At 53.6% G+C, this 18,523-nt stretch carries 16 protein-coding genes; all 16 read right to left on the reverse strand.

Annotation, left to right across the window (positions count from 1 at the left end):
* Positions 1–9: 9 nt before the first annotated feature.
* Entirely contained in the window at positions 10–2,016 is a 2,007-nt protein-coding gene (locus ACZZ0Q_RS13840) for a polysaccharide biosynthesis protein (protein ID WP_463561022.1), read from the reverse strand.
* Between the two features lie 109 nt (positions 2,017–2,125).
* A complete protein-coding gene (locus ACZZ0Q_RS13845) occupies positions 2,126–3,136 on the reverse strand; it encodes an MraY family glycosyltransferase (RefSeq protein WP_463542330.1) in 1,011 nt (336 codons plus the stop codon).
* Positions 3,136–4,116 carry an NAD-dependent epimerase/dehydratase family protein gene (locus tag ACZZ0Q_RS13850; protein WP_463560671.1) on the reverse strand — a complete coding sequence of 327 codons (981 nt, stop codon included), beginning with the start codon at positions 4,114–4,116 and terminating at the stop codon, positions 3,136–3,138. Before ACZZ0Q_RS13850 ends, ACZZ0Q_RS13845 begins: the two co-directional genes overlap by 1 nt.
* On the reverse strand, positions 4,109–5,044 hold the full coding sequence (locus tag ACZZ0Q_RS13855; RefSeq protein WP_463560673.1) for a glycosyltransferase: 936 nt from the start codon (positions 5,042–5,044) through the stop codon (positions 4,109–4,111). Before ACZZ0Q_RS13855 ends, ACZZ0Q_RS13850 begins: the two co-directional genes overlap by 8 nt.
* Positions 5,044–5,829 (reverse strand): glycosyltransferase family 2 protein, encoded by a 786-nt coding sequence (locus ACZZ0Q_RS13860; protein WP_463541902.1) that lies wholly within the window; start codon positions 5,827–5,829, stop codon positions 5,044–5,046. Before ACZZ0Q_RS13860 ends, ACZZ0Q_RS13855 begins: the two co-directional genes overlap by 1 nt.
* 32 nt (positions 5,830–5,861) lie before the next feature.
* Entirely contained in the window at positions 5,862–6,920 is a 1,059-nt protein-coding gene (locus tag ACZZ0Q_RS13865; RefSeq protein WP_463541901.1) for a glycosyltransferase WbsX family protein, read from the reverse strand.
* Between the two features lie 46 nt (positions 6,921–6,966).
* On the reverse strand, positions 6,967–7,560 hold the full coding sequence (locus ACZZ0Q_RS13870) for a DapH/DapD/GlmU-related protein (protein WP_463541900.1): 594 nt from the start codon (positions 7,558–7,560) through the stop codon (positions 6,967–6,969).
* A complete protein-coding gene (locus ACZZ0Q_RS13875; RefSeq protein ID WP_463560675.1) occupies positions 7,550–8,509 on the reverse strand; it encodes a glycosyltransferase family 2 protein in 960 nt (319 codons plus the stop codon). Before ACZZ0Q_RS13875 ends, ACZZ0Q_RS13870 begins: the two co-directional genes overlap by 11 nt.
* Positions 8,499–9,821 carry a hypothetical protein gene (locus tag ACZZ0Q_RS13880; RefSeq protein WP_463560676.1) on the reverse strand — a complete coding sequence of 441 codons (1,323 nt, stop codon included), beginning with the start codon at positions 9,819–9,821 and terminating at the stop codon, positions 8,499–8,501. Before ACZZ0Q_RS13880 ends, ACZZ0Q_RS13875 begins: the two co-directional genes overlap by 11 nt.
* Before the next feature lie 109 nt (positions 9,822–9,930).
* A complete protein-coding gene (locus tag ACZZ0Q_RS13885) occupies positions 9,931–11,124 on the reverse strand; it encodes a putative sugar O-methyltransferase (protein ID WP_463541898.1) in 1,194 nt (397 codons plus the stop codon).
* Positions 11,125–11,242: 118 nt separating this feature from the next.
* Positions 11,243–12,250: a 4-hydroxy-2-oxovalerate aldolase gene (gene dmpG, locus ACZZ0Q_RS13890; RefSeq protein ID WP_463541897.1), complete on the reverse strand. Its 1,008-nt coding sequence runs from the start codon at positions 12,248–12,250 to the stop codon at positions 11,243–11,245.
* Positions 12,243–13,145: an acetaldehyde dehydrogenase (acetylating) gene (locus ACZZ0Q_RS13895; RefSeq protein WP_463541896.1), complete on the reverse strand. Its 903-nt coding sequence runs from the start codon at positions 13,143–13,145 to the stop codon at positions 12,243–12,245. Before ACZZ0Q_RS13895 ends, dmpG begins: the two co-directional genes overlap by 8 nt.
* Before the next feature lie 29 nt (positions 13,146–13,174).
* On the reverse strand, positions 13,175–14,107 hold the full coding sequence (locus ACZZ0Q_RS13900) for an NAD-dependent epimerase/dehydratase family protein (RefSeq protein ID WP_463560678.1): 933 nt from the start codon (positions 14,105–14,107) through the stop codon (positions 13,175–13,177).
* Positions 14,107–15,933 (reverse strand): thiamine pyrophosphate-binding protein, encoded by a 1,827-nt coding sequence (locus ACZZ0Q_RS13905; protein ID WP_463560679.1) that lies wholly within the window; start codon positions 15,931–15,933, stop codon positions 14,107–14,109. The genes ACZZ0Q_RS13900 and ACZZ0Q_RS13905 overlap by 1 nt, the downstream gene beginning before the upstream one ends.
* 153 nt (positions 15,934–16,086) lie before the next feature.
* Positions 16,087–17,400: a lipopolysaccharide biosynthesis protein RfbH gene (rfbH, locus tag ACZZ0Q_RS13910; protein ID WP_463541892.1), complete on the reverse strand. Its 1,314-nt coding sequence runs from the start codon at positions 17,398–17,400 to the stop codon at positions 16,087–16,089.
* A 37-nt stretch (positions 17,401–17,437) separates the two neighbouring features.
* A complete protein-coding gene (gene rfbG, locus ACZZ0Q_RS13915) occupies positions 17,438–18,523 on the reverse strand; it encodes a CDP-glucose 4,6-dehydratase (RefSeq protein ID WP_463561024.1) in 1,086 nt (361 codons plus the stop codon).

Raw genomic sequence — 18,523 nt, forward strand, 5'->3', positions numbered from 1 at the left:
GGGGCTGCCTCAATGCAGTGTCAAATCACCCGACGCAGGCGCCTCCAAACGTTTTTTATGAATTAAATCAACGATTTCGCACTCCGGCAGGTAACCGCTAACGTGTTCGCGGAGCAATTCTCGCAGCCGTTCATAATCGTCATGCTCAACCGCCAGAAAGATCGCATCCAACACGTCTTTGAAAACCATCCAAGGCAGGTGCTCTTCGTTCGCACGCATAATCATCGGGTGTTCGGTCGGGCTCACGTTGTCGCCAATCAGCAGCTCCTCATAGAGCTTTTCACCGGAGCGCAAGCCGGTGAATTCGATCTCGATATCCCCATGGGGATTTTGCTCATTACGCACAGTGAGCCCAGAGAGATGCACCATCTTTTCGGCCAACTCAGCGATCTTCACCGGCGAGCCCATATCCAGCACAAACACATCACCACCCTGCCCCATCGAGCCCGCCTGGATTACCAACTGCGCGGCTTCCGGGATGGTCATGAAATAGCGCGTGATATTGGGATGCGTAACCGTAATAGGGCCACCGCGCTTAATCTGCTCGCGAAACAGCGGAATCACCGAACCCGACGACCCCAGCACATTGCCGAAGCGGACCATGGTGAAGCGCGTTTTATTGGCCTGCGGAATTTTCGCGCCATGCAACAACGGCTGCTTCTCCGCGCTGAGCGCCTGTAACGTCATCTCAGCCAGGCGTTTGGTACTGCCCATTACGTTTGTAGGGCGCACCGCCTTGTCGGTGGAAATCAGCACAAAATGCTCAACTCCAGCCTGCATCGCCGCCTGCGCCGTCTGCAACGTGCCGAATACATTGTTCAGCACACCCTCAGCCACGTTGTGCTCGACGATAGGCACATGCTTGTAAGCCGCCGCGTGGTAAACCGTATTGACACCCCACGTCCGCATCACATCCAGCAGACGCTCCGGACTGCGCACCGACCCAAGGATAGGAATGAGCTTCACGCCCAATCCCTCATGGCGAATGCGCCCCTCCAACTCACTTTGAATGCTGTAAAGGTTGTACTCACTGTGCTCAAACAGCACCAACGCGGTCGGTGCAGACACCAGAATCTGCCGGCACAACTCCGAGCCAATCGACCCGCCAGCGCCGGTAACCATCACCACCTGATTGCGAATGCAGCGCTCAAACAGATCCCCCCGAGGTGGCACCGCGTCGCGACCCAGCAAGTCGGCGATATCCACCTCCTGCAAATCGGTGACACTCACCCGCCCGCTGGCCAGATCCATAAACCCCGGCACGGTGCGCACATGCACCGGATATTCCTCCAACCCAGCCAGAATCTCCCGCCGCCGCGAACGTGACGCAGAGGGAATCGCCAGCAACACCTCATGGGCGCCGGTCTCATCAATCATCAGCTGAATATCTTTCGACGTGTACACCTTGAGCCCGGCAACTACCCGATTAGCGATGCCCTCATCGTCATCAATAAACGCCACCGGGCGCATGCCCTTGCCCATCCGAAGCGCGGCGACCAACTGGTTGCCGGCGGCGCCGCCTCCATAGATAGCCACTTTCGGAAGACTGTCCTCGTGACGCAGAAACGGCACGTGCTGACCAGCGAGAAGCCAGTCGCCGAGGAAGTATTGGCGCATGAACAGGCGCAGGCCGCCGATCATCAACAGGCTTAGCCACCAGTAGTTGAAGACTAGCGAACGTGGAACCAGAACATCGGGTTGATACCAATATATGAACAATGTCAGAACAAGAGACGACAGCGACACCGCTTTGAAGATCGCGACCAACGCTTCGTTTCCGAAATAGCGCATAACGGCGCGGTACATACCCAGCCGGATAAAAATCGGCAAGGCAATCAACGGGGCACTAACGAATAACCACAGATAGTCGCCCACCGGGTTTATTGGATTGGCGATTCCCAAGCGGACAACAAAAGCCAGCCACAATGCCGCCCAGACCAGCACCACATCTGTGGCCAATTGCAGGGCGCGTTTGTAGCGACGACGCAAGCCCACCAGGCGCTCGCGAAGTTGGATTGAGTTATTTCTGTTTGTACGTGGCACTCGAGCCTTCCGTCCCTTACCGAAGTCTGTTTTACCTGGTTAACGGCTTGCGCACGCGGTGAGTTGATGCGCACAGCCAACGCTATTCATGTTTGCCCGCATCGTACTTGATCGCCAGCCCTACCAGCGGAACACTTGCCAGCAAAAAGCCGAGCAGCCCGTCCAGTTTCCCGAGCCCAACCAACACTGCAACCGGCAGCAACCACAACAGATTTAGACCAAGCACTGCGATTGTCACTGGCACATGACGCCCAGCGCGACGCGAGGCGTACTGGTAGGCATGGCTGCGGTGCGCCTCATATACCTTGTCGCCTCGCAGCAGGCGGCGCAACAGCGTCCAAGTGGCATCTACCACAAACACCGCGAGGAGAATCAGCCAGCTCCACATTAGTTGCGGCGCCACCCAGGCGGCCTGTATCGACAAAATGCCTAGCACCATACCCAAAAAGCCGCTGCCAGCGTCGCCCATGAAGATCTTCGCTGGAGGGAAATTCCAATACAGAAAACCGACACTGGAGGCAGCCAGCAGCAAGGGCACCACGGCTAGGTCCGCGCGCCCCAGCAAAACGTACAGAAATGCGCCACTCAGGCAGACGGTGACCGCCTCGACGCCGGCGATGCCGTCGATACCGTCCATGAAGTTGTAAAGGTTGAGAACCCATACCAGATAAACCGCCGCGAGCACATGGCCCATCCACCCCAGCTCAACGCTGGAACCGAACAGGTTTAATGCGGGAAGACCGCCTATCCAGAATAACGCCCAGATAGCCGCACCGAAGTGGGAGAGCAAGCGCCAGCGCGCCGCAATATGGCCATGGTCATCCAGAAAGCCCACCATAGCCACCCAGGCGCCAGCGCCCAGCAACGCGATGGTCGACGCCCAGGGTGAATCCTGCAGCATTGCCAGCACCGGCAAGCTGAGCAAAAAACTCAGAACAATCGCCACGCCGCCTCCCCGCGGGGTCGGCACGCTGTGGGAGCTGCGGGCGTTAGGAATGTCTATAAGGCTGCGAGCAATGGCGTACCGACGTAATAGCCAAGTCATACCCAGCGAAAGTATTAATACGACCGGCAACAGCCAGCAAACCGCCATCATCTATTTTTCCCCATGGAGCGCATTTTCTCGTAGTTCCTGCCAGCCTGAACCAACGCCGCCGCAGTACCGATAACCGGCTGCCAGCCCAATACGCGCTGGGCCTTGCTAGCATCAATGGCCAGCGACTCAAACAGCTGGGTGTAGATGCCGCCCAGCCCTAGGGCGCGGCAGGCTAGCGCGATCAGCAGGCGTGGGAACGCAAACAACCGGGTGCGCTTGCCCAAGCCTTCGCCCAGATAGCGAACGATATCGGCCGTGGAAACCGCCTCACCTTCGGCGACCAGAAACAACTCGTTAGCTGCGGCGGGATGCACGGTGCAGCAGCGGATCAAGTCCACGAGGTTTTCCAGCGCCACAATCGAGCGCTGATTTGCCAGGCCGGAAAATGGAAGCGGCAGGCCCCTGTCAACGATTTGCAACAAGCGCCCGAAATTGCCAGGCGCATGGGCCGCGTAGACCAATGGCGGGCGGATCACGACCAATTCCACCGTTGTGCCGGCAAATAACGCACGCAGCGCCTTTTCAGCATCGAGCTTGGAAACCGCATACGCCGCCTGAGGATCTGCAGGGCTTGCCTCTGTAAAGGGCTGATGGGTCGCGTCGGTACCGTTTACCCCGATCGAGCTGATAAACACAAAACGCCGCACACCAGCCGCCAGCGCCTGACGTCCCAAATTCAACGCGCCCTCGACGTTCGTCAGGCGCAGCTGCGCCAGTTGCTCACCGGCGCTCACATTGCGCACGTGCGCAACGGCAGCAGTGTGTACGACCGCATCAACGTTAACCAACGCCAATGTCCAGTCGGTGGTCGCAGCGACATCGCCCACCACGACGGTTTTAACCCCTGGTGTCGTAAGCGGCTTCCCGCCCCGCAATGAAGCCACAACCTTGAACAAGGGCTCTTCCGCCAGACGCGTGACCAACGCAGAGCCAATAAAACCTGTGCCCCCGGTAACCAATACCTTGATGTCACGCACGATCTGGCCCCTTGAGCATCAGCGCCAAACAAATCACCGCAAAGAACAGCTTGTCCCGCCCGCGACGCCGGCATTGCCAGGCGCGCAGCGTGAGCCCCAACAACGCCGTCCGGTACGAAGAGCCGAGGCGCTGCACCTGCATTAGCTCATTCGCCTGCACAATGCCTGCGATCAACCGCACCTGGGTCAACCACCAGCCGTTGAAGATCTGCCCGGCCCGTGACTGAAAAGCTTTAGAACCCGCATTGACGCCAAACTGATTGTTCGCGTGCTGCCGGTACAACAGCGATGGCGTCGGGTCGATAAACCAGCGGAACCCATTGGCCCGCGCATAGGCGTAGCAGAACCAATCATGCAGCGCGACATCGCCCACCCGGTCCTGCTGACTGCTGATACAGGCCTTTATTTGCGCAGCTAGCGTTGGAGTGAGCACGTACGAGCAACCGGGGCCGGCAGCTTCAAAGTAGTAATCCCATTTTTGCTGCCCTTGGGATTTGTCCACCAGGGCTCGGCGCCCATCCGGCCAGAATGCGGTGACGCTGCTGGAATAGCCGTCGTACCCCTGAGCAATAATGCGCAGATGAGCCACAAGGAGTTTGTCCGGCAGCCAGACATCGTCCTGATCTGAAAATGCCACATAGTCGAACGGCTGGAGATCCACGTCCCGCAACAAGCGAAAAAAATTTCTCGCCGCCCCGCCAAATACCTCGCCATAAGGCAGTACTACCAAGCGGGAATTGGACCGGGCACGCTCAGTGACCCAGTCGAAAGTGCCGTCAGTACACTTATCGACGCTCACATAAACCGTGACGTCAACGCCCGCCTGGCAGAAGATCGAGTCGAGCTGTTCGGGTAGCCACTGCATGCCGTTGTAAGCCGCTAGAAGCACGGCAAAATGCGGAGTATCCAGTTCGTCAGAGCGCAGCACTATTTTTTCCTAAACCGAATTAGAAACGAGCGGACTGGATATTTCATTGCCTCGCATAAGCGGGTTGCCAGATAGAGCGCCAAAGACATTTTCCGTTCGTCACGCAAAGCGCGTAGCACTTCTAGATAACTCTGATGCATCAAACGTGCGGAACCTGTTAAACCCGATGCGCCGATGGCTTGTTTAAAACCACCCGCGAGCGGAACGTTAAGCAGCTGGTGGTCGCCGTTGGCGAGATTTTCGTACCAACATTTATAGTCATCCACCCTGCGAAAGCGTCGATCAAACCTTATAAAATGATCTAGCCGCGCCATTACCGTTGGTGTAAAAAGTGGATTGCCCCAAATGAAGCTATGTTTACCGATGTCTTTTACTCGCAATGCCGCTACGGCTGGAAATTGCTGTTGGCTCAAGTCGAAAATATAACTGTGGGCCGTCATATTCACTGAACGCCCCCGCATATAGTCGTACTGCACTGCAATTTTTTCCGGATGCCAGACATCGTCCGAATCCAGGAATGCGATAAAGGCACAGCTGGCGTTATCGATCCCTATGTTACGCGCGTGGGCCGCACCGCAGTTTACCTCGAGGCGAATCAACTTCAGCGTTAGTTGCTCGCGGTAGCGGGCCACCAGTTGCTCCAGCATGCCGAAATCTGAACTCGCGTCGTCGACGATGATCAGTTCGCTCACCGGCAGCGACTGGGCGAGTACTGACTCGATGCTCCGGGCCACGGTGTGCAAAGCGTTATAATGCGGCATCACTACGGAAACAGGTGCGCTCATCGCAGCTCCAGTGCGGAATGCCGGAAGTTCCTTTATAGGTTCGATGGCAGCGTGTCCTTGTATATCTTCAACAATCCGTCACCGAACACGCTGTCCGGCTCCATCAGGTTGCCTTCCGCCCACTCGTTCCACGACTTGATTACCAACATGGGGTGTTCCGCACGTTGATGCTTGAGCTGGGTGACAATATTAACCAAGTTCGCCTTGAACACCTCCAGGCTAAACCCTTTGTAGAGAGTGCCACGGCGCTTGTGCCTAGGAGTGGTATCCCAACCGGTGAACAGCACAGGAATTTCCCTTTTACTCAAAGTGTTTTTACTGCGCTCCAACACGGTTTTGCGGTAATCGAAGACAATAGGGCCCAAGCGGTTCAAATTATAACGCTTGATTAACTGTTCTTTCACGAACTGCAGCGGGCTACTGGCTTTGCGCCGCTTGAACGAAGAGCCGGAACTCAAATAGCGGTCAAATAACGGCGTGGACTCCTCCGTGGCGTTCTCCGCGATAAAATAAATACCGGGAAAACCTTCTTTTACCGCAAGACGACGGAAAACCTCGATAAAACACGGCAAATCCGGAACAGCTTGTGGCAAAAATACGCCAAAAACTGGTTTTCCATCGACCTTAATGTAGTTATCACTTTTGAAGTGTGGCAAGCGGTTGTAAAAATAGGCGGTGTAATCCATTTCACCCAGATACTTCTGCTCCTGCAAAAGCTGATGGGTAGTCTTGTTCTCCCAAGAGTGGTTGGCCCAGCTGAAGCAATAAGGAAAGTCCAAACCTTTTTTCAACGCTAACTCGGTCGGCTGTTCGAGCAACTGTTTCCCCTCGCCAAACCAGTAGTCCCATACAAGAAAGCCAGTAATACCATGAGCCATGGCAAGCCGCGCCTGCCATTCCAATACTTCGGCATTTAGGAGGTTGTACTCATGGAACGGCTCCACCGGCCGACGAACTTCCTGCCAAGAATAATATTGTGGTGCTTCGCGAAGATTTACCCACTCAGTAAATCCTTTGCCCCACCAAAGATTGTTCTCAGCAATCTCGTGGAACTGCGGCAGATAATATGCCAAGGAAATAATTTTCTTCACAAAACCCTATCCATTCTTCAAAAGAATCAACATCGCAATTCGCGATCTAAACCAGTGACTTGATGATCTTCGCCGGAGCACCTGCAATTACTACATTGGCAGGGAAAACACCCTTAACCACGCTATTGGCCCCCACCACCGTATTATCACCAATCTGGGCGCCAGCAAGAATGACCACCCCGTCGCCGATCCAGCAACGCTGGCCAATCTGAACAGGTGCAATATCAGCTAGGGGTCGTAATATGGGCGCGTATTGAGATTCAGCAGCACAAGTAGAGTCGTCTGCGTAGTGCCCATGGCTGTGATCACCGATGTAGATGTTGCTACCAATCAACGTATCGCTGCCGATTTCGATGCGGTTCACTGCCGAGATATGCACCGAGCCACTCATCGAGATGTTATTACCCAGATTTATTACCGGGCTGAATTGCTGAATGCCTGAATACGTCGGGTAGCTGTTCACCGCCTCGATCCAGCAGCAGTCGCCGATGTTAACGCTCACACCGGTAATAATTCCAACGCCACGAATTTTGCACAAGCGGCCTACGGAGGTGAAGCCAGTACCATTCAAGCGATTAACCCACGCCGCCCGCCACTTCGCCTGCGCACGCAGCGTTAAGTGGTAGATCTTACTGAGCATTTCTGCGGCTCCGGTATTTTCGAAATGCTTCTATACAATGCTTGACCATACCAATGGGCAATCGACAGATTACGAACAGCGCGTAGAACTTACTCCTGCTGTTAACTGCCAACCAGAACGCATCATGATAACGCTTAAGTAATTCCGAAGTAAGAAAACCATTCGCACGCATAACAGCTATTCCACGCCAGCTCAACAAACCGAAGTTTCGGGCGGCTTTGAGCTTTACCGTAAGTGCGTAACTCGGCGGAAGCGAAAATACAAAGTTTACCCACTTTTCAACACCAATTTCCGCCACTCGTGGCGTATCCACCCAACTGGTCTTCTGAAGATCACCAGCGGCAAGGCTCAGCACAGATAGGTCTCCAGCCCAATAAACTGTTACTTCTTTGCCGGCAATGTACTCCAACAGAATGCCGGTCTGAATGAAATAAGAGTCGTAATAGCGTGGAAACGCCGCCGCGCTGATAAGATCTCTATGATAAATAAGACAGCTCAGGCAGCTAATTACACTGCATACATCACTGAGTAGCTCATTGCCATCGGAATAAGCGCGCGGCGCTATAGTGAGTTTGCGGCTCAGGTTAGTGACAACAGCCGCGTAAGTCTGCGATTCGAGCACTTTCAGGACGTACTCAAGCGCCCCCTCGGGGAGCCTGTAGGTATCGCCCAACAGCCACACATATTCAGCGTACGGAAGCTTAAGGGCGGCTTCAAAATTGCGATCTGCGCCTACATTTTTATGATTGCAGGAATAGAAAACGCAGGGCGATTTTTCCATCCACCTGGAGACGACGTCCGCCGTATCGTCTTCCGAGCAGTTATCCGAAACATAGATGGCAATGCCATGTTTTTCGGCAAGCGGAACATGCACCTCAAGAGAACGTTCGACAAAAGCAGCGCGATTGTAGACGGGAATGACGATAGCCAGTTTTCTATTAAGCAGCATGTAGCTCCCTGCTTCTTCGGTATTTAACAAATACGTAGACAACCCAAGGTAGCGCCCACAGGTAAGCACTGAAAAAACCAAAGAAAAAAAGTTTGAAGGGTAGGTAAATGCAGATCAATAAGGTACCCAAACCAACATGGAGACCGTTCAATACAGAGGGAATAACCAGCGGTTCTCTTTTGAAGGCCCGCATGTAAACTGCCAGCCCGGTGATCACGAGCTGAAAAAACCATCCGGTCGCCAGCAACGCTAGCGAAATCGGGTCAACTAACCGGCTCGCAAGCGAAAAGTAGATATCTAAATAATCCACAACCGCATACAAAATAACCATGCCGATTATATAGCTGATAGCTGCAAAAGCCAGATGTTTGAAGAACATCACGTCCAAAGCGGAGTATTCTTTGCGCGCCACATAAATACTGATTTTTGGCGTCACAACCGTAATCCACATATTTGAAACTCCAAATATCGCGGCGCACACTGCGACCGACAAACCCGCCTGTCCAGCTTCAACAGGTGTGTAAAATTTGAATGCCATGGGCGCGAACAACGACACGATGAAATATCCACTTATCCAACTAATCGAATAACGCCAGATCAACGGAAGTATTTCACGGAGCCATTGATGCGTATCCTTTTTAGCCAAGCCGAATAGCTGTACAAACGTTTTTCGGTAACTGGCCAGTACCAACACGCCACCTGCGACGGCGGAAAGCGCAAGCGACAGAGCTAAGGCGTACAGCTCCAGCCCAGTCGTCAGAAATAACAACGTGGCAGCTACGTTGATCACGCCTATCCTGAAGCGAATCTTCTGAATGCTACCCACGCTGTCGCAGCCCTCGATAAAGGACAACAACATACTGTTGATAAACACCAGTACCGACGCCAAACCGTAAATGATCCAAGGCAGCACCCACTCAACCTGCGAGTTTTTAGTGCTTAATATGTAAACGCCAACCGTCAAAACCAGCGGAAAAACCACGAAAGCCATCAGAACTGACCATTTCATAGCAAATGCCCACAAGGTAGCCAAACGCCCGAGGTGTCTGGCGTCGCCGTTGAGAGTGGCGTCCTCATTAAATTTCAAGTGAGCGAACTCATGGGCCGAGAACATCATTAGCACTGCGGAAAAACCCATATCGGCAAACACCGCGAGTGCGGCTAAACTAACGAAGGTATACCAGTAGCCTTGCGCTTCAGCAGAAAGGTAAAGCGGTATCAATAAAAGCAACAAAGGTCCTGAAATGAGCCTCCAGACCTGGTTGATTGCTGTATGTCGAAAATCATGACTCAGCAAATTTTTTATCTTCATTCCATATCCTGGGGTGACAACTCGAGCTTGCAGGGTTCAACAACCCCTCCACCGAGCATGTTAAAGCGGCCGGGACCCTACGCTTGGCTTGCCATTGAGCAGCGCGCTCTCAAGTGACAACTTGCGGCTCCCCAGTAAATACCAGGCTTTTGTTCTTAAACAAGTACTCGAACTCATCCATTTCGATATTGCGCGCCATATTCCAAAGGGCGGGTGCACGGTAGACCAACTCAAACTTATTCAGATCCACCTTAAACTGGTCAGCCTTCACAACACTATCGCGCGTGTGATTGATATGAAAGATAAATTTATTCGACATCCGATTAAAGTGACATAGATAGTTATCCACTGCTTCTGCGGACATTTCTGCCAAGCTGTAAGAATTGAATACTAAATCCGCGCTATCATTTTGCATCCGCGCAATCTCAAAGTTTGGCATCAGCACTATATCGTAGTCATCCGGGTTTAAAGTTCCGACATCCACTTCGCCATACAACGCTATTTTTTTATCCGGAAAGACACTAAGCAAATAGAACGCCGTTAGCGCTAGGTTTTCTGGCAGGTCAAAATCGTAGTACGTAATATCGCTATTATCCCGAACTAGATAATAGGGCATTCCCCCAAATCCCCCTCCCAGTTCCACGACCACTTTGCGCTGTTTTCCGCCCCGAATGAGTCTGGCGATCATCGAGGCGTAATAATGCAGATAATCAGAACCCGCTCGAATGAACACATTATCGATCGTTAGCCCATAAGGATTTCCAACATCTGGCGATTTAAGGCTGTTAATGCTGGCTGATTCGCCAATCGTCGAGCACCATAGTCGATAACGGTGCAGAAAGTCATTCAAAAAGAGCCTTTTATTTTTCTGCTCAATATTATCAACGAAGAAATTCCGGAACATATCTAGAGGAAACCCATGTAAACCAACACTGCACGGCTCACGAAAAAAATTATTGTAAATAGCACTGACTTTTTCAACCGAACCAGTCGATAGAGCGTTCATAATGTCGCCCATGTAGCCTTGGTAAATCGGTAGCCACTCATTTCCCACTTGATAAATGCTTGATGCAGATGCTTGGACTTCTTTAGCCTGGTTGTAAGATCTGATAATGCGTTCAAATATTTTTTTGTCGCTGACGTTCGATCTACGGTCAGTGAAGCCAGATTGGACAAGCTCGGGATTAAAGTATGGATCAGTCGAATAATCCTTGGCGAAGAAAGCAGCCAACACACGACGTCTGACGAAACTTCTCAGTCGAGTGACAAACCCTTTACGAAAAACTTTTTTCAGAATATCCATCATATTTCCATATCTATTCGGCACGTAATTATTCGAAGTAACCATACTTCAGTAAGGCACAGACCCGAAGGCCCTCTCTCGTACAAGAGGATTTGATCACTCTCTGCGCTGTGTCTGATCAGGCCTTCTCTGCCAATTCCCGCGCCACTTCGATAATTAAACTCTCCTGCCCTGCAACGACTTTACGCTCCCCGAGCCGGAAAAAGATATCTCGCGCATCCACCTTATACTCGGCCGCCGCCCGCGCCACCGGCTTGGCGAATCCTGAAAACACTCCCGCCAAGCCACTGACAATCGAAAGAGGCGAAATCGAAGGGGCGCCAAACCCTAACTCTTGATCGGCAATGGATGCCGCATCAAGAATTTTGAATAAATCCACGCCGGTATCGAAACCTAACTTATGCAATACCCCCACAAGCACTTCCAGCTGGGTATTACCAGCGCCAGCACCAAAACCACGAATAGTACCGTCAATAATGGAGGCGCCCTCGTTGACCGCGGTTATCGAATTGATTACCGCCATCCCCAAGTTATTGTGACCATGGAAGCCGACGGGAATCGATAGGCCATTTACTAAGGTGCTAACGCGCGCTTTCACATCGTCCACCAGTTGTGCGCCTGCAGAATCCATAATGACGATGGCCTGAGCACCGTAGGATTCCATTTTCCTGGCTTCTTCCAGAAGAGTCTGCGGGCTGGCCATATGCGTCATCATTAACACGCCCCAGGCTTCCTTATCGGCACCGCGGATATAGCTGATATGACGATTAGTAACATCCGCCTCGGTGCAATGGGCGGCGATGCGAAACACATCGACGCCCAGCTCAACGGCCTTGCTAAGGTCTTTTTTAATGGTGCAAAAACCCGGAATCACGTGGATGGCCAGACGGGTATTGGTGAGGTTTTCGCGGGCAATGCGCAGCACATCGATATCGCTTACCAGGCTTTCGCCCACCAACATGGAAGAGCCGCCAAGGCCGTTGCCATGGCCTACCTCAACGATCGGCACGCGAGCCGTTTCAGCGGCCCGGCAGTAAGCGGAATAACTTTCCGCGCTCAACTTGTGGCCGACGGCATGGTTGCCGTCGCGCAAAGTCGGGTCGCTGATAAGGATCGCCTTAGACATAATCGTATTCCTCCGCCACCGCCGAAACCGCAATCAGTTCAGCTACCGCAATAGCGGCACAGTTAATGATGTCCAGATTGCCTGCGTACTTGGGTAAGTAATCGCCTTCACCGATGACCTTGATGGTCGTAAGCACCCGATCGCCCTCAATGGTGGGCGGCACTATCAGCTCATAGCCGGGCACATAGGTTTTCAGAGTCGCCACCATCCTTGCCACCGACTCACGAATGGCTGGAATGTCGGGATTACTGATCTTGGCGTAAATGGTGGTCTGCATATCGATCGGCGGGTTAGCCGGATTAAGGATCAGGATCGCCTTGGTATGTTGGGCACCTGAAAAACGCATTAACGCTTCTTCTGTGGTCTCGATGTACTCGTCCAGATTGGCACGGGTTGCGGGGCCGGCGCTGCGCGAAGCAATGCTGGAAACCACCTCGATGTATTCGATCTGCGGGTGCACTGCCGAAATGGCGCTGGCAATCGGGATAGAGGACTGCCCTCCGCAGGTAATCATGTTGATATTGCGCGCGCCGGTGTCTAGACATTCCTGAGCATTAATGGCCGGAATGCAAAATTCCCCGAGTTTGGCGGGCGTCATATCGATTACGGTTTTGCCCAGCTCACGCAAAACGGCCCAATGTTCGACATGGGCTTGGGCGGATGTGGCGTCGAAAACTACGTCGCAGATTTTTGGATTGGCAACAATGGCGTCGATGCCACGGTCGGAAACTGGAATACCTAGTTCTGCAGCGCGCAGCATTCCTGTCGAAGAGAGGTTTCGACCGGCAAACAGGGTACAAATAAGGTGCGCCGAGCGAGTAACTTTAACCAGCAAATCGGTGCCGATATTACCGGAACCAATAATTGCGACTCTAACTTTTCGGCTCCGGCTCATAAACTTCTCCAATTCATGTTACTCATTTATCAACCGACTGTTAGCAGCGCTGATATTTCCTCGCGCAACGTATCCAGAGATGAATACGCCGGTCGATAGCCAAACTCGCCTGCCTTCTTATTGGTTGAGTAGTAGTGCGGTTTTAATCCTGTGGTGTTCATGGGCGCAGCGAGGCCAGGCACTATTTCATAGCGTAGGCCGAAGTGCTCCCGCATGGTTTGCAGCAGCACCTGCTTTTCTACGGGCCCAGCCGAGTAACAATCCACAACCATATTTTGTGGCGCAGCAATGAGAAGACAGCAAATTAGCTGATGAAAATCAGACGGATGCAGGAAATCTCGCGACATCGGATCCGGCGAGGTCTGTAGAACGGCTCCGCACTTTATCGAGTTAATAATATCGACTATAAAAAATCTTGATGCGAGGCTCTGATGGCGACTGAAATAGTTGAACACTCGCACGTCGACAATTGCTAAATCAGCCAAAGCCCGATGACGCGCTTCCGCGTGCAACTTTGCAACGGCGTAGTAATTTTGCGGGCCAAGATTATTGACGGCGTAAGTAGCCAGGGTTGCGGTGCGGACCGGCTGATCAAAACTATCGCCATACACTGCTCCGCTAGAAATAAAAAGATAGCGTCGTGTTGGATGTTTTTTTAGCTCGGAGAGAATCAGGTTGTCGAATTCGAGCGTGATATCAAATATATCGCCACCCATTTGAGCCGCTCGCGAGGGATCGCCAACTCCTACGAAGTTCACCACCGCATCGTGAGCTTGAGAATCATATTGTCCATAGGCGAACACCTGATAGCGCCCGACTAGACCCACTTCTTGCAGCCATGCTTCCATAACAGCTGTATCACGAACAAACAGTAGCAGCTCAAAAGCTGTACTCAACGCATTGGAGCGAATCCAGTCTTTGGCTATTTGGCTAGTCGCGCCGATGATAGCTACGCGGCTCATTACAGACGCTTCGACTTTTCGTGCATCCCACCCAACATCGCCTCGTCCAGAACATCCCGCGGCAGCAAGGGCGAGAGATCCTCTAACGGCGGCGACACTAGCGAGCCGTCAGCATTGGCGACTACCGAAAGTTTCGGGGAAAACAACTGTTCAGGATGCATGAATACTTCGCAGATTACCGGGCCGGTGGCGGCTTGGACTTTTTCCAGCGTGGCGTCGACTTCGTCCCAGGTGCGGATTTGGAATGCCGGGATACCGAAGCCGGTGGCAAGTTTGGAAAAGTCTGGGCAAGAGACGCCAGAGGCTCGGTCGGTGCCTACGTAGCAGCCTTTGAATAGCGAGTTCTGGGTGTGCTTGATCATGAGGTAGCCGTCATTGTTGAAAATGAACAGCTTGATGGGCAACTGATGGTGCACAACGGTCTGCAATTCTTGCAGGTTCATCATCATGCCGCCGTCACAGTTCAGGCACATGACTTCGCCACGGTCCGTGGCGAAGGAAACTCCAATGGCGGCGGGTAAGCCGTAGCCCATTTCGCCGAGCCCCGTGGAGGTCATCAGGCGTTGGCCATCTTTGATACGCAGAACCTGATGCCCGCACAACAGGGCAGTACCCATGTCGGTGACCACCACTTGGTCAGCTTTAAAGAAGCCGTTGAGATGCTGCATAAAGCGATAGGAGTTGATAAAACCGCCCTTGTCGGCGTGCTCCTCACCAACCCAAGGGAATTGCTCTGTGTAGCCGCGGCACATGTGCAACCAATCGGCTCTCGACGGCATGCTGAGGTTAGCCAGACGCGACCGTAGCGCCTGAATAAACAGCCTGGCGTCACTGACAATGGCCTGTTCGGTACGCACAGCGTGTTTCACAGCTTCAACGCGATCAATGTCGACTACATCAATGCGTGCGCCACGGGCCAGCTCGCTAAGATCGTAGCCAACTTGCGGAATGGCCAGGCGTGTACCAATGGCCAGAACGTAATCGCTATTCTGCAAGACAAAATTAGCGGCACGCTGGCCGTAAACACCGGCACGGCCGACGATGAGCGGGTGATCGGAGTCGACCATATCAATACCCGCCCAGCTCACTAGGGCAGGCGCACCCAATGTTTCCAGCAGCGGTACGAGCTGCCCTTCGGCTCCAGCCAGACGAATACCGTTACCCAGCCACAACAACGGACGTTCGGCGTTAAGCAAAGCCTGGATGACGCTATCGATCTGGGCGCTGACCTCGGCGCTGACGTCTTGGTTTTGTACCGGGGGCTCAAAGCGCAACATGGCCGCCGGCGGGATGTGGCTGGATTGAATATCCATCGGCACTTCTATCCAGGTAGGACCTGGACGCCCTTCAAGGGCCACATGCACGGCTTTTTCCAACTCGTAGACAGCTTGCTCCGGCTTGGTGACGCGCTGGGTGTATTTGCATACCTGGCTGACCATCTGGCACGAGTCGTAACCCTGCACGCCCCACATCCGCAGCGGGTTCTCGGGGAAGCAGAATTTAGAGTTTTCGTTTCCAGCAATTACCACGCACGGAATGGAGTCGGCCCAGGCCGACACCACGCCTGTCACACCATTGGTGGACCCGGCGCCCGTGGTCAGCAGCGCAGCCGCAAGACGACCATTAGTCCGGTAGTAAGTTTGCACAGCCATACAGGCGGCCTGCTCATGGTGCACGCAGACGATTTCCGAGTAACCACGGCGTGTGATGGCTTCGAACAGGTGGACGTTGCCGGCCCCGATAATGCCGAACACATGCCGAATGCCCAGAGCTTCCAGCGCTTCGGCAATCTGCTCGCTAACTTTCACTTTGTCTTGCGCTGCCATGGGCAAACTCCTTCCGTAAACGCGTTCGGTGAGGCCGGCGGTATTGCATGAATGCCGGGGTAAAACGTCCTGACCGGTGCTGCGTTCGCGCTAATTCTTCGTCGACCCAACCGCTCGACGCGTAAAAATCCCCAGCCGGTGGCGGGAGGCCTGTCAGAAACCGATGCCGAAAAACTCTTCAAGCTTTTCGCCAACAAAATCGAAATGCTCCTGGCCTAAGCCTGGATACACGCCCAACCAGAACGTCTGATTCATGGTTCGATCAGTGTTAGTCAGTTCGCCAACGACGCGGTATTCCAGATTCTGGAAGTACGGTTGGCGGGTGAGGTTGCCGGCGAACAGCAGGCGGGTACCGATTTTGTTCTGGTCGAGGAATTTGAGCAGGTCGACACGCTGTACACCGCTGCTTTCTTTCAGGGTGACCGGAAAACCGAACCAGGATGGCTCGCTATTTGGCGTAGGCTCCGCAATCTCCAGAAAGTCGGACAGGCTGGCCAGCCGCGCCTTGAGCAATTGAAAGTTGAGTTTGCGCGCGTCGATGAACTCTTGCGCACGCTCCAATTGCGCCAAACCGCAGGCAGCCTGCATATCGGTGATTTTAAGGTTGTAGCCTAGGTGCGCGTACACATATTTGTGGTCATAGCCTTTGGGCAGGCTGCCCAATTGCTGACCAAACCGGTCGCCGCAGGTGTTATCGCAGCCCGGCGCGCAATAGCAGTCGCGGCCCCAGTCGCGGAACGACTCAGCGATAACCTTGAGTTGCGCGTTGTTGGTGAACACGGCACCGCCTTCGCCCATAGTGATGTGGTGCGCAGGATAGAAGCTGAGGGTGGCAATATCGCCGAACGTGCCGACCAACTTTCCGTCGTAGGTCGCACCCAAGGCGTCGCAGCAATCTTCGACCAACCAAAGGTTGTACTTCTCGCAAAGTGCCTTGACCTTGGCCAGGTCGAAGGGATTGCCCAAGGTGTGTGCGAGCATGATCGCCTTGGTCTTCGGTGTGATGGCTGCTTCGATCAACTCAGGATCGATGTTGTGCGTGGCCATATCGACGTCGACGAACACTGGAACCGCACCGAACTGCACAATCGGGTTTACCGTTGTGGGAAAACCTGCCGCTACACCGATTACTTCGTCGCCTTTTTTTATCGCACGGTCACCTAATTTCGGTGACGTCAAAGTGCTAAACGCCACCAGATTGGCTGAAGAACCAGAGTTGACCGAAAGCAGGTATTTGACGCCAAGGAACTCCGCGAGTTTTTTCTCGAACTCCGCGTTGAAACGACCCGTAGTGAGCCAACCGTCCAGAGAGGCTTCCACCATCAGCTGCAGTTCACGCGCACCTATCACCTTGCCGGACGGCGGAATGACACTTTCTCCGGCCACAAAAGGTTGAGGTGCCAATGTCGCTAGCGCGTACTGCTCAACGAGCTTGCTGATTTCTTGGCGGAGCATATCGGGGGTCATGAATCTTCCTGCTTTATCAATTCGAATGAGGCGTACATCAGGTACGCTGTGCAGCCATGTCCGCCATGTAGGCGGTGATTTCAGCGATACAAGCGGCGCGCATATCCTCGCCAGCTAACCACGCACGCTGCCAGTTAATGATGCGGTCTAGCGTCGACTCCAGCGTCCAAGTAGGCGACCAGTGCAGCCGGTGATGAGCCTTGGAAATATCCAGCTTGAGATAACGGGCTTCATGCGGCTGCGGATTCTCGTCCAACTGCCAACGCGCGCCCTCCCCCCAGGATTGCACCATGCGATCAAGAATCCACTCCACAGGACGAGCATCCTCGTCGCGCGGACCGAAATTCCAACCTTGCGCAAACGCCTGGCCGTCTTCCCATAACTGCTGGGCCAAAACCAGATAACCACTGAGCGGCTCCAGAACGTGCTGCCATGGCCTTGTAGAGAGTGGATTACGGACAGTTACCGCAAGGCCTTTCGCAAAGGCGTTTAGGATATCAGGAATTAGACGATCTTCAGCCCAATCCCCTCCTCCTATTACGTTGCCAGCACGGGCAGAGGCTAGCGCAGGAGCCCCGGGGGCCTGGAAGAAAGAATTGCGGTAAGCGGCTGTAACCAGCTCTACGCAGCCCTTGCTGTTGCTGTATGGATCGTGCCCACCCATGGGTTCGTTTTCGCGATAACCCCAGTCCCACTCCTGATTCTCATAGCATTTGTCGGTGGTGACGTTCACGATCGCGCGCAAGCTGGCGCATTGTCGCGCAGCTTCTAGCACATGGACCGTACCCATAACGTTCGTCGCGTAGGTTTCCACCGGTTCGCGATAAGAAAGACGCACTAGAGGCTGAGCCGCCATATGTATCAGCACCTCAGGATTGAAGCTGACCATGCTACGGGTGATCGCCTGCAGCTCTCGAATATCCCCAATCTGCGATTCCATACCCAGGCCGACTTGCGCAACGTCATATAGCGCGGGAACAGTCGGAGGCCGCAAAGCGAAGCCCTGCACCTGAGCGCCCATGCTTTGCAGCCAGAGCGACAGCCAGCTACCTTTGAAGCCAGTGTGGCCCGTCAGAAAAACTTTCTTGCCCTGCCAAAAAGTGGGCAAAACCGCGCCTTTCAT

This window comes from Pseudomonas sp. AC070 (assembly GCF_979258635.1).

Coding starts and splice junctions, on each gene's coding strand:
- ACZZ0Q_RS13845 (WP_463542330.1), bottom strand. CDS start 3,136: ATGGCGGTTTGCTGGCTGTTGCCGGTCGTATTAATACTTTCGCTGGGT.
- ACZZ0Q_RS13860 (WP_463541902.1), bottom strand. CDS start 5,829: ATGAGCGCACCTGTTTCCGTAGTGATGCCGCATTATAACGCTTTGCAC.
- ACZZ0Q_RS13870 (WP_463541900.1), bottom strand. CDS start 7,560: ATGCTCAGTAAGATCTACCACTTAACGCTGCGTGCGCAGGCGAAGTGG.
- ACZZ0Q_RS13875 (WP_463560675.1), bottom strand. CDS start 8,509: ATGCTGCTTAATAGAAAACTGGCTATCGTCATTCCCGTCTACAATCGC.
- ACZZ0Q_RS13880 (WP_463560676.1), bottom strand. CDS start 9,821: ATGAAGATAAAAAATTTGCTGAGTCATGATTTTCGACATACAGCAATC.
- ACZZ0Q_RS13885 (WP_463541898.1), bottom strand. CDS start 11,124: ATGGATATTCTGAAAAAAGTTTTTCGTAAAGGGTTTGTCACTCGACTG.
- dmpG (WP_463541897.1), bottom strand. CDS start 12,250: ATGTCTAAGGCGATCCTTATCAGCGACCCGACTTTGCGCGACGGCAAC.
- ACZZ0Q_RS13895 (WP_463541896.1), bottom strand. CDS start 13,145: ATGAGCCGGAGCCGAAAAGTTAGAGTCGCAATTATTGGTTCCGGTAAT.
- ACZZ0Q_RS13900 (WP_463560678.1), bottom strand. CDS start 14,107: ATGAGCCGCGTAGCTATCATCGGCGCGACTAGCCAAATAGCCAAAGAC.
- ACZZ0Q_RS13905 (WP_463560679.1), bottom strand. CDS start 15,933: ATGGCAGCGCAAGACAAAGTGAAAGTTAGCGAGCAGATTGCCGAAGCG.
- rfbH (WP_463541892.1), bottom strand. CDS start 17,400: ATGACCCCCGATATGCTCCGCCAAGAAATCAGCAAGCTCGTTGAGCAG.
- rfbG (WP_463561024.1), bottom strand. CDS start 18,523: ATGAAAGGCGCGGTTTTGCCCACTTTTTGGCAGGGCAAGAAAGTTTTT.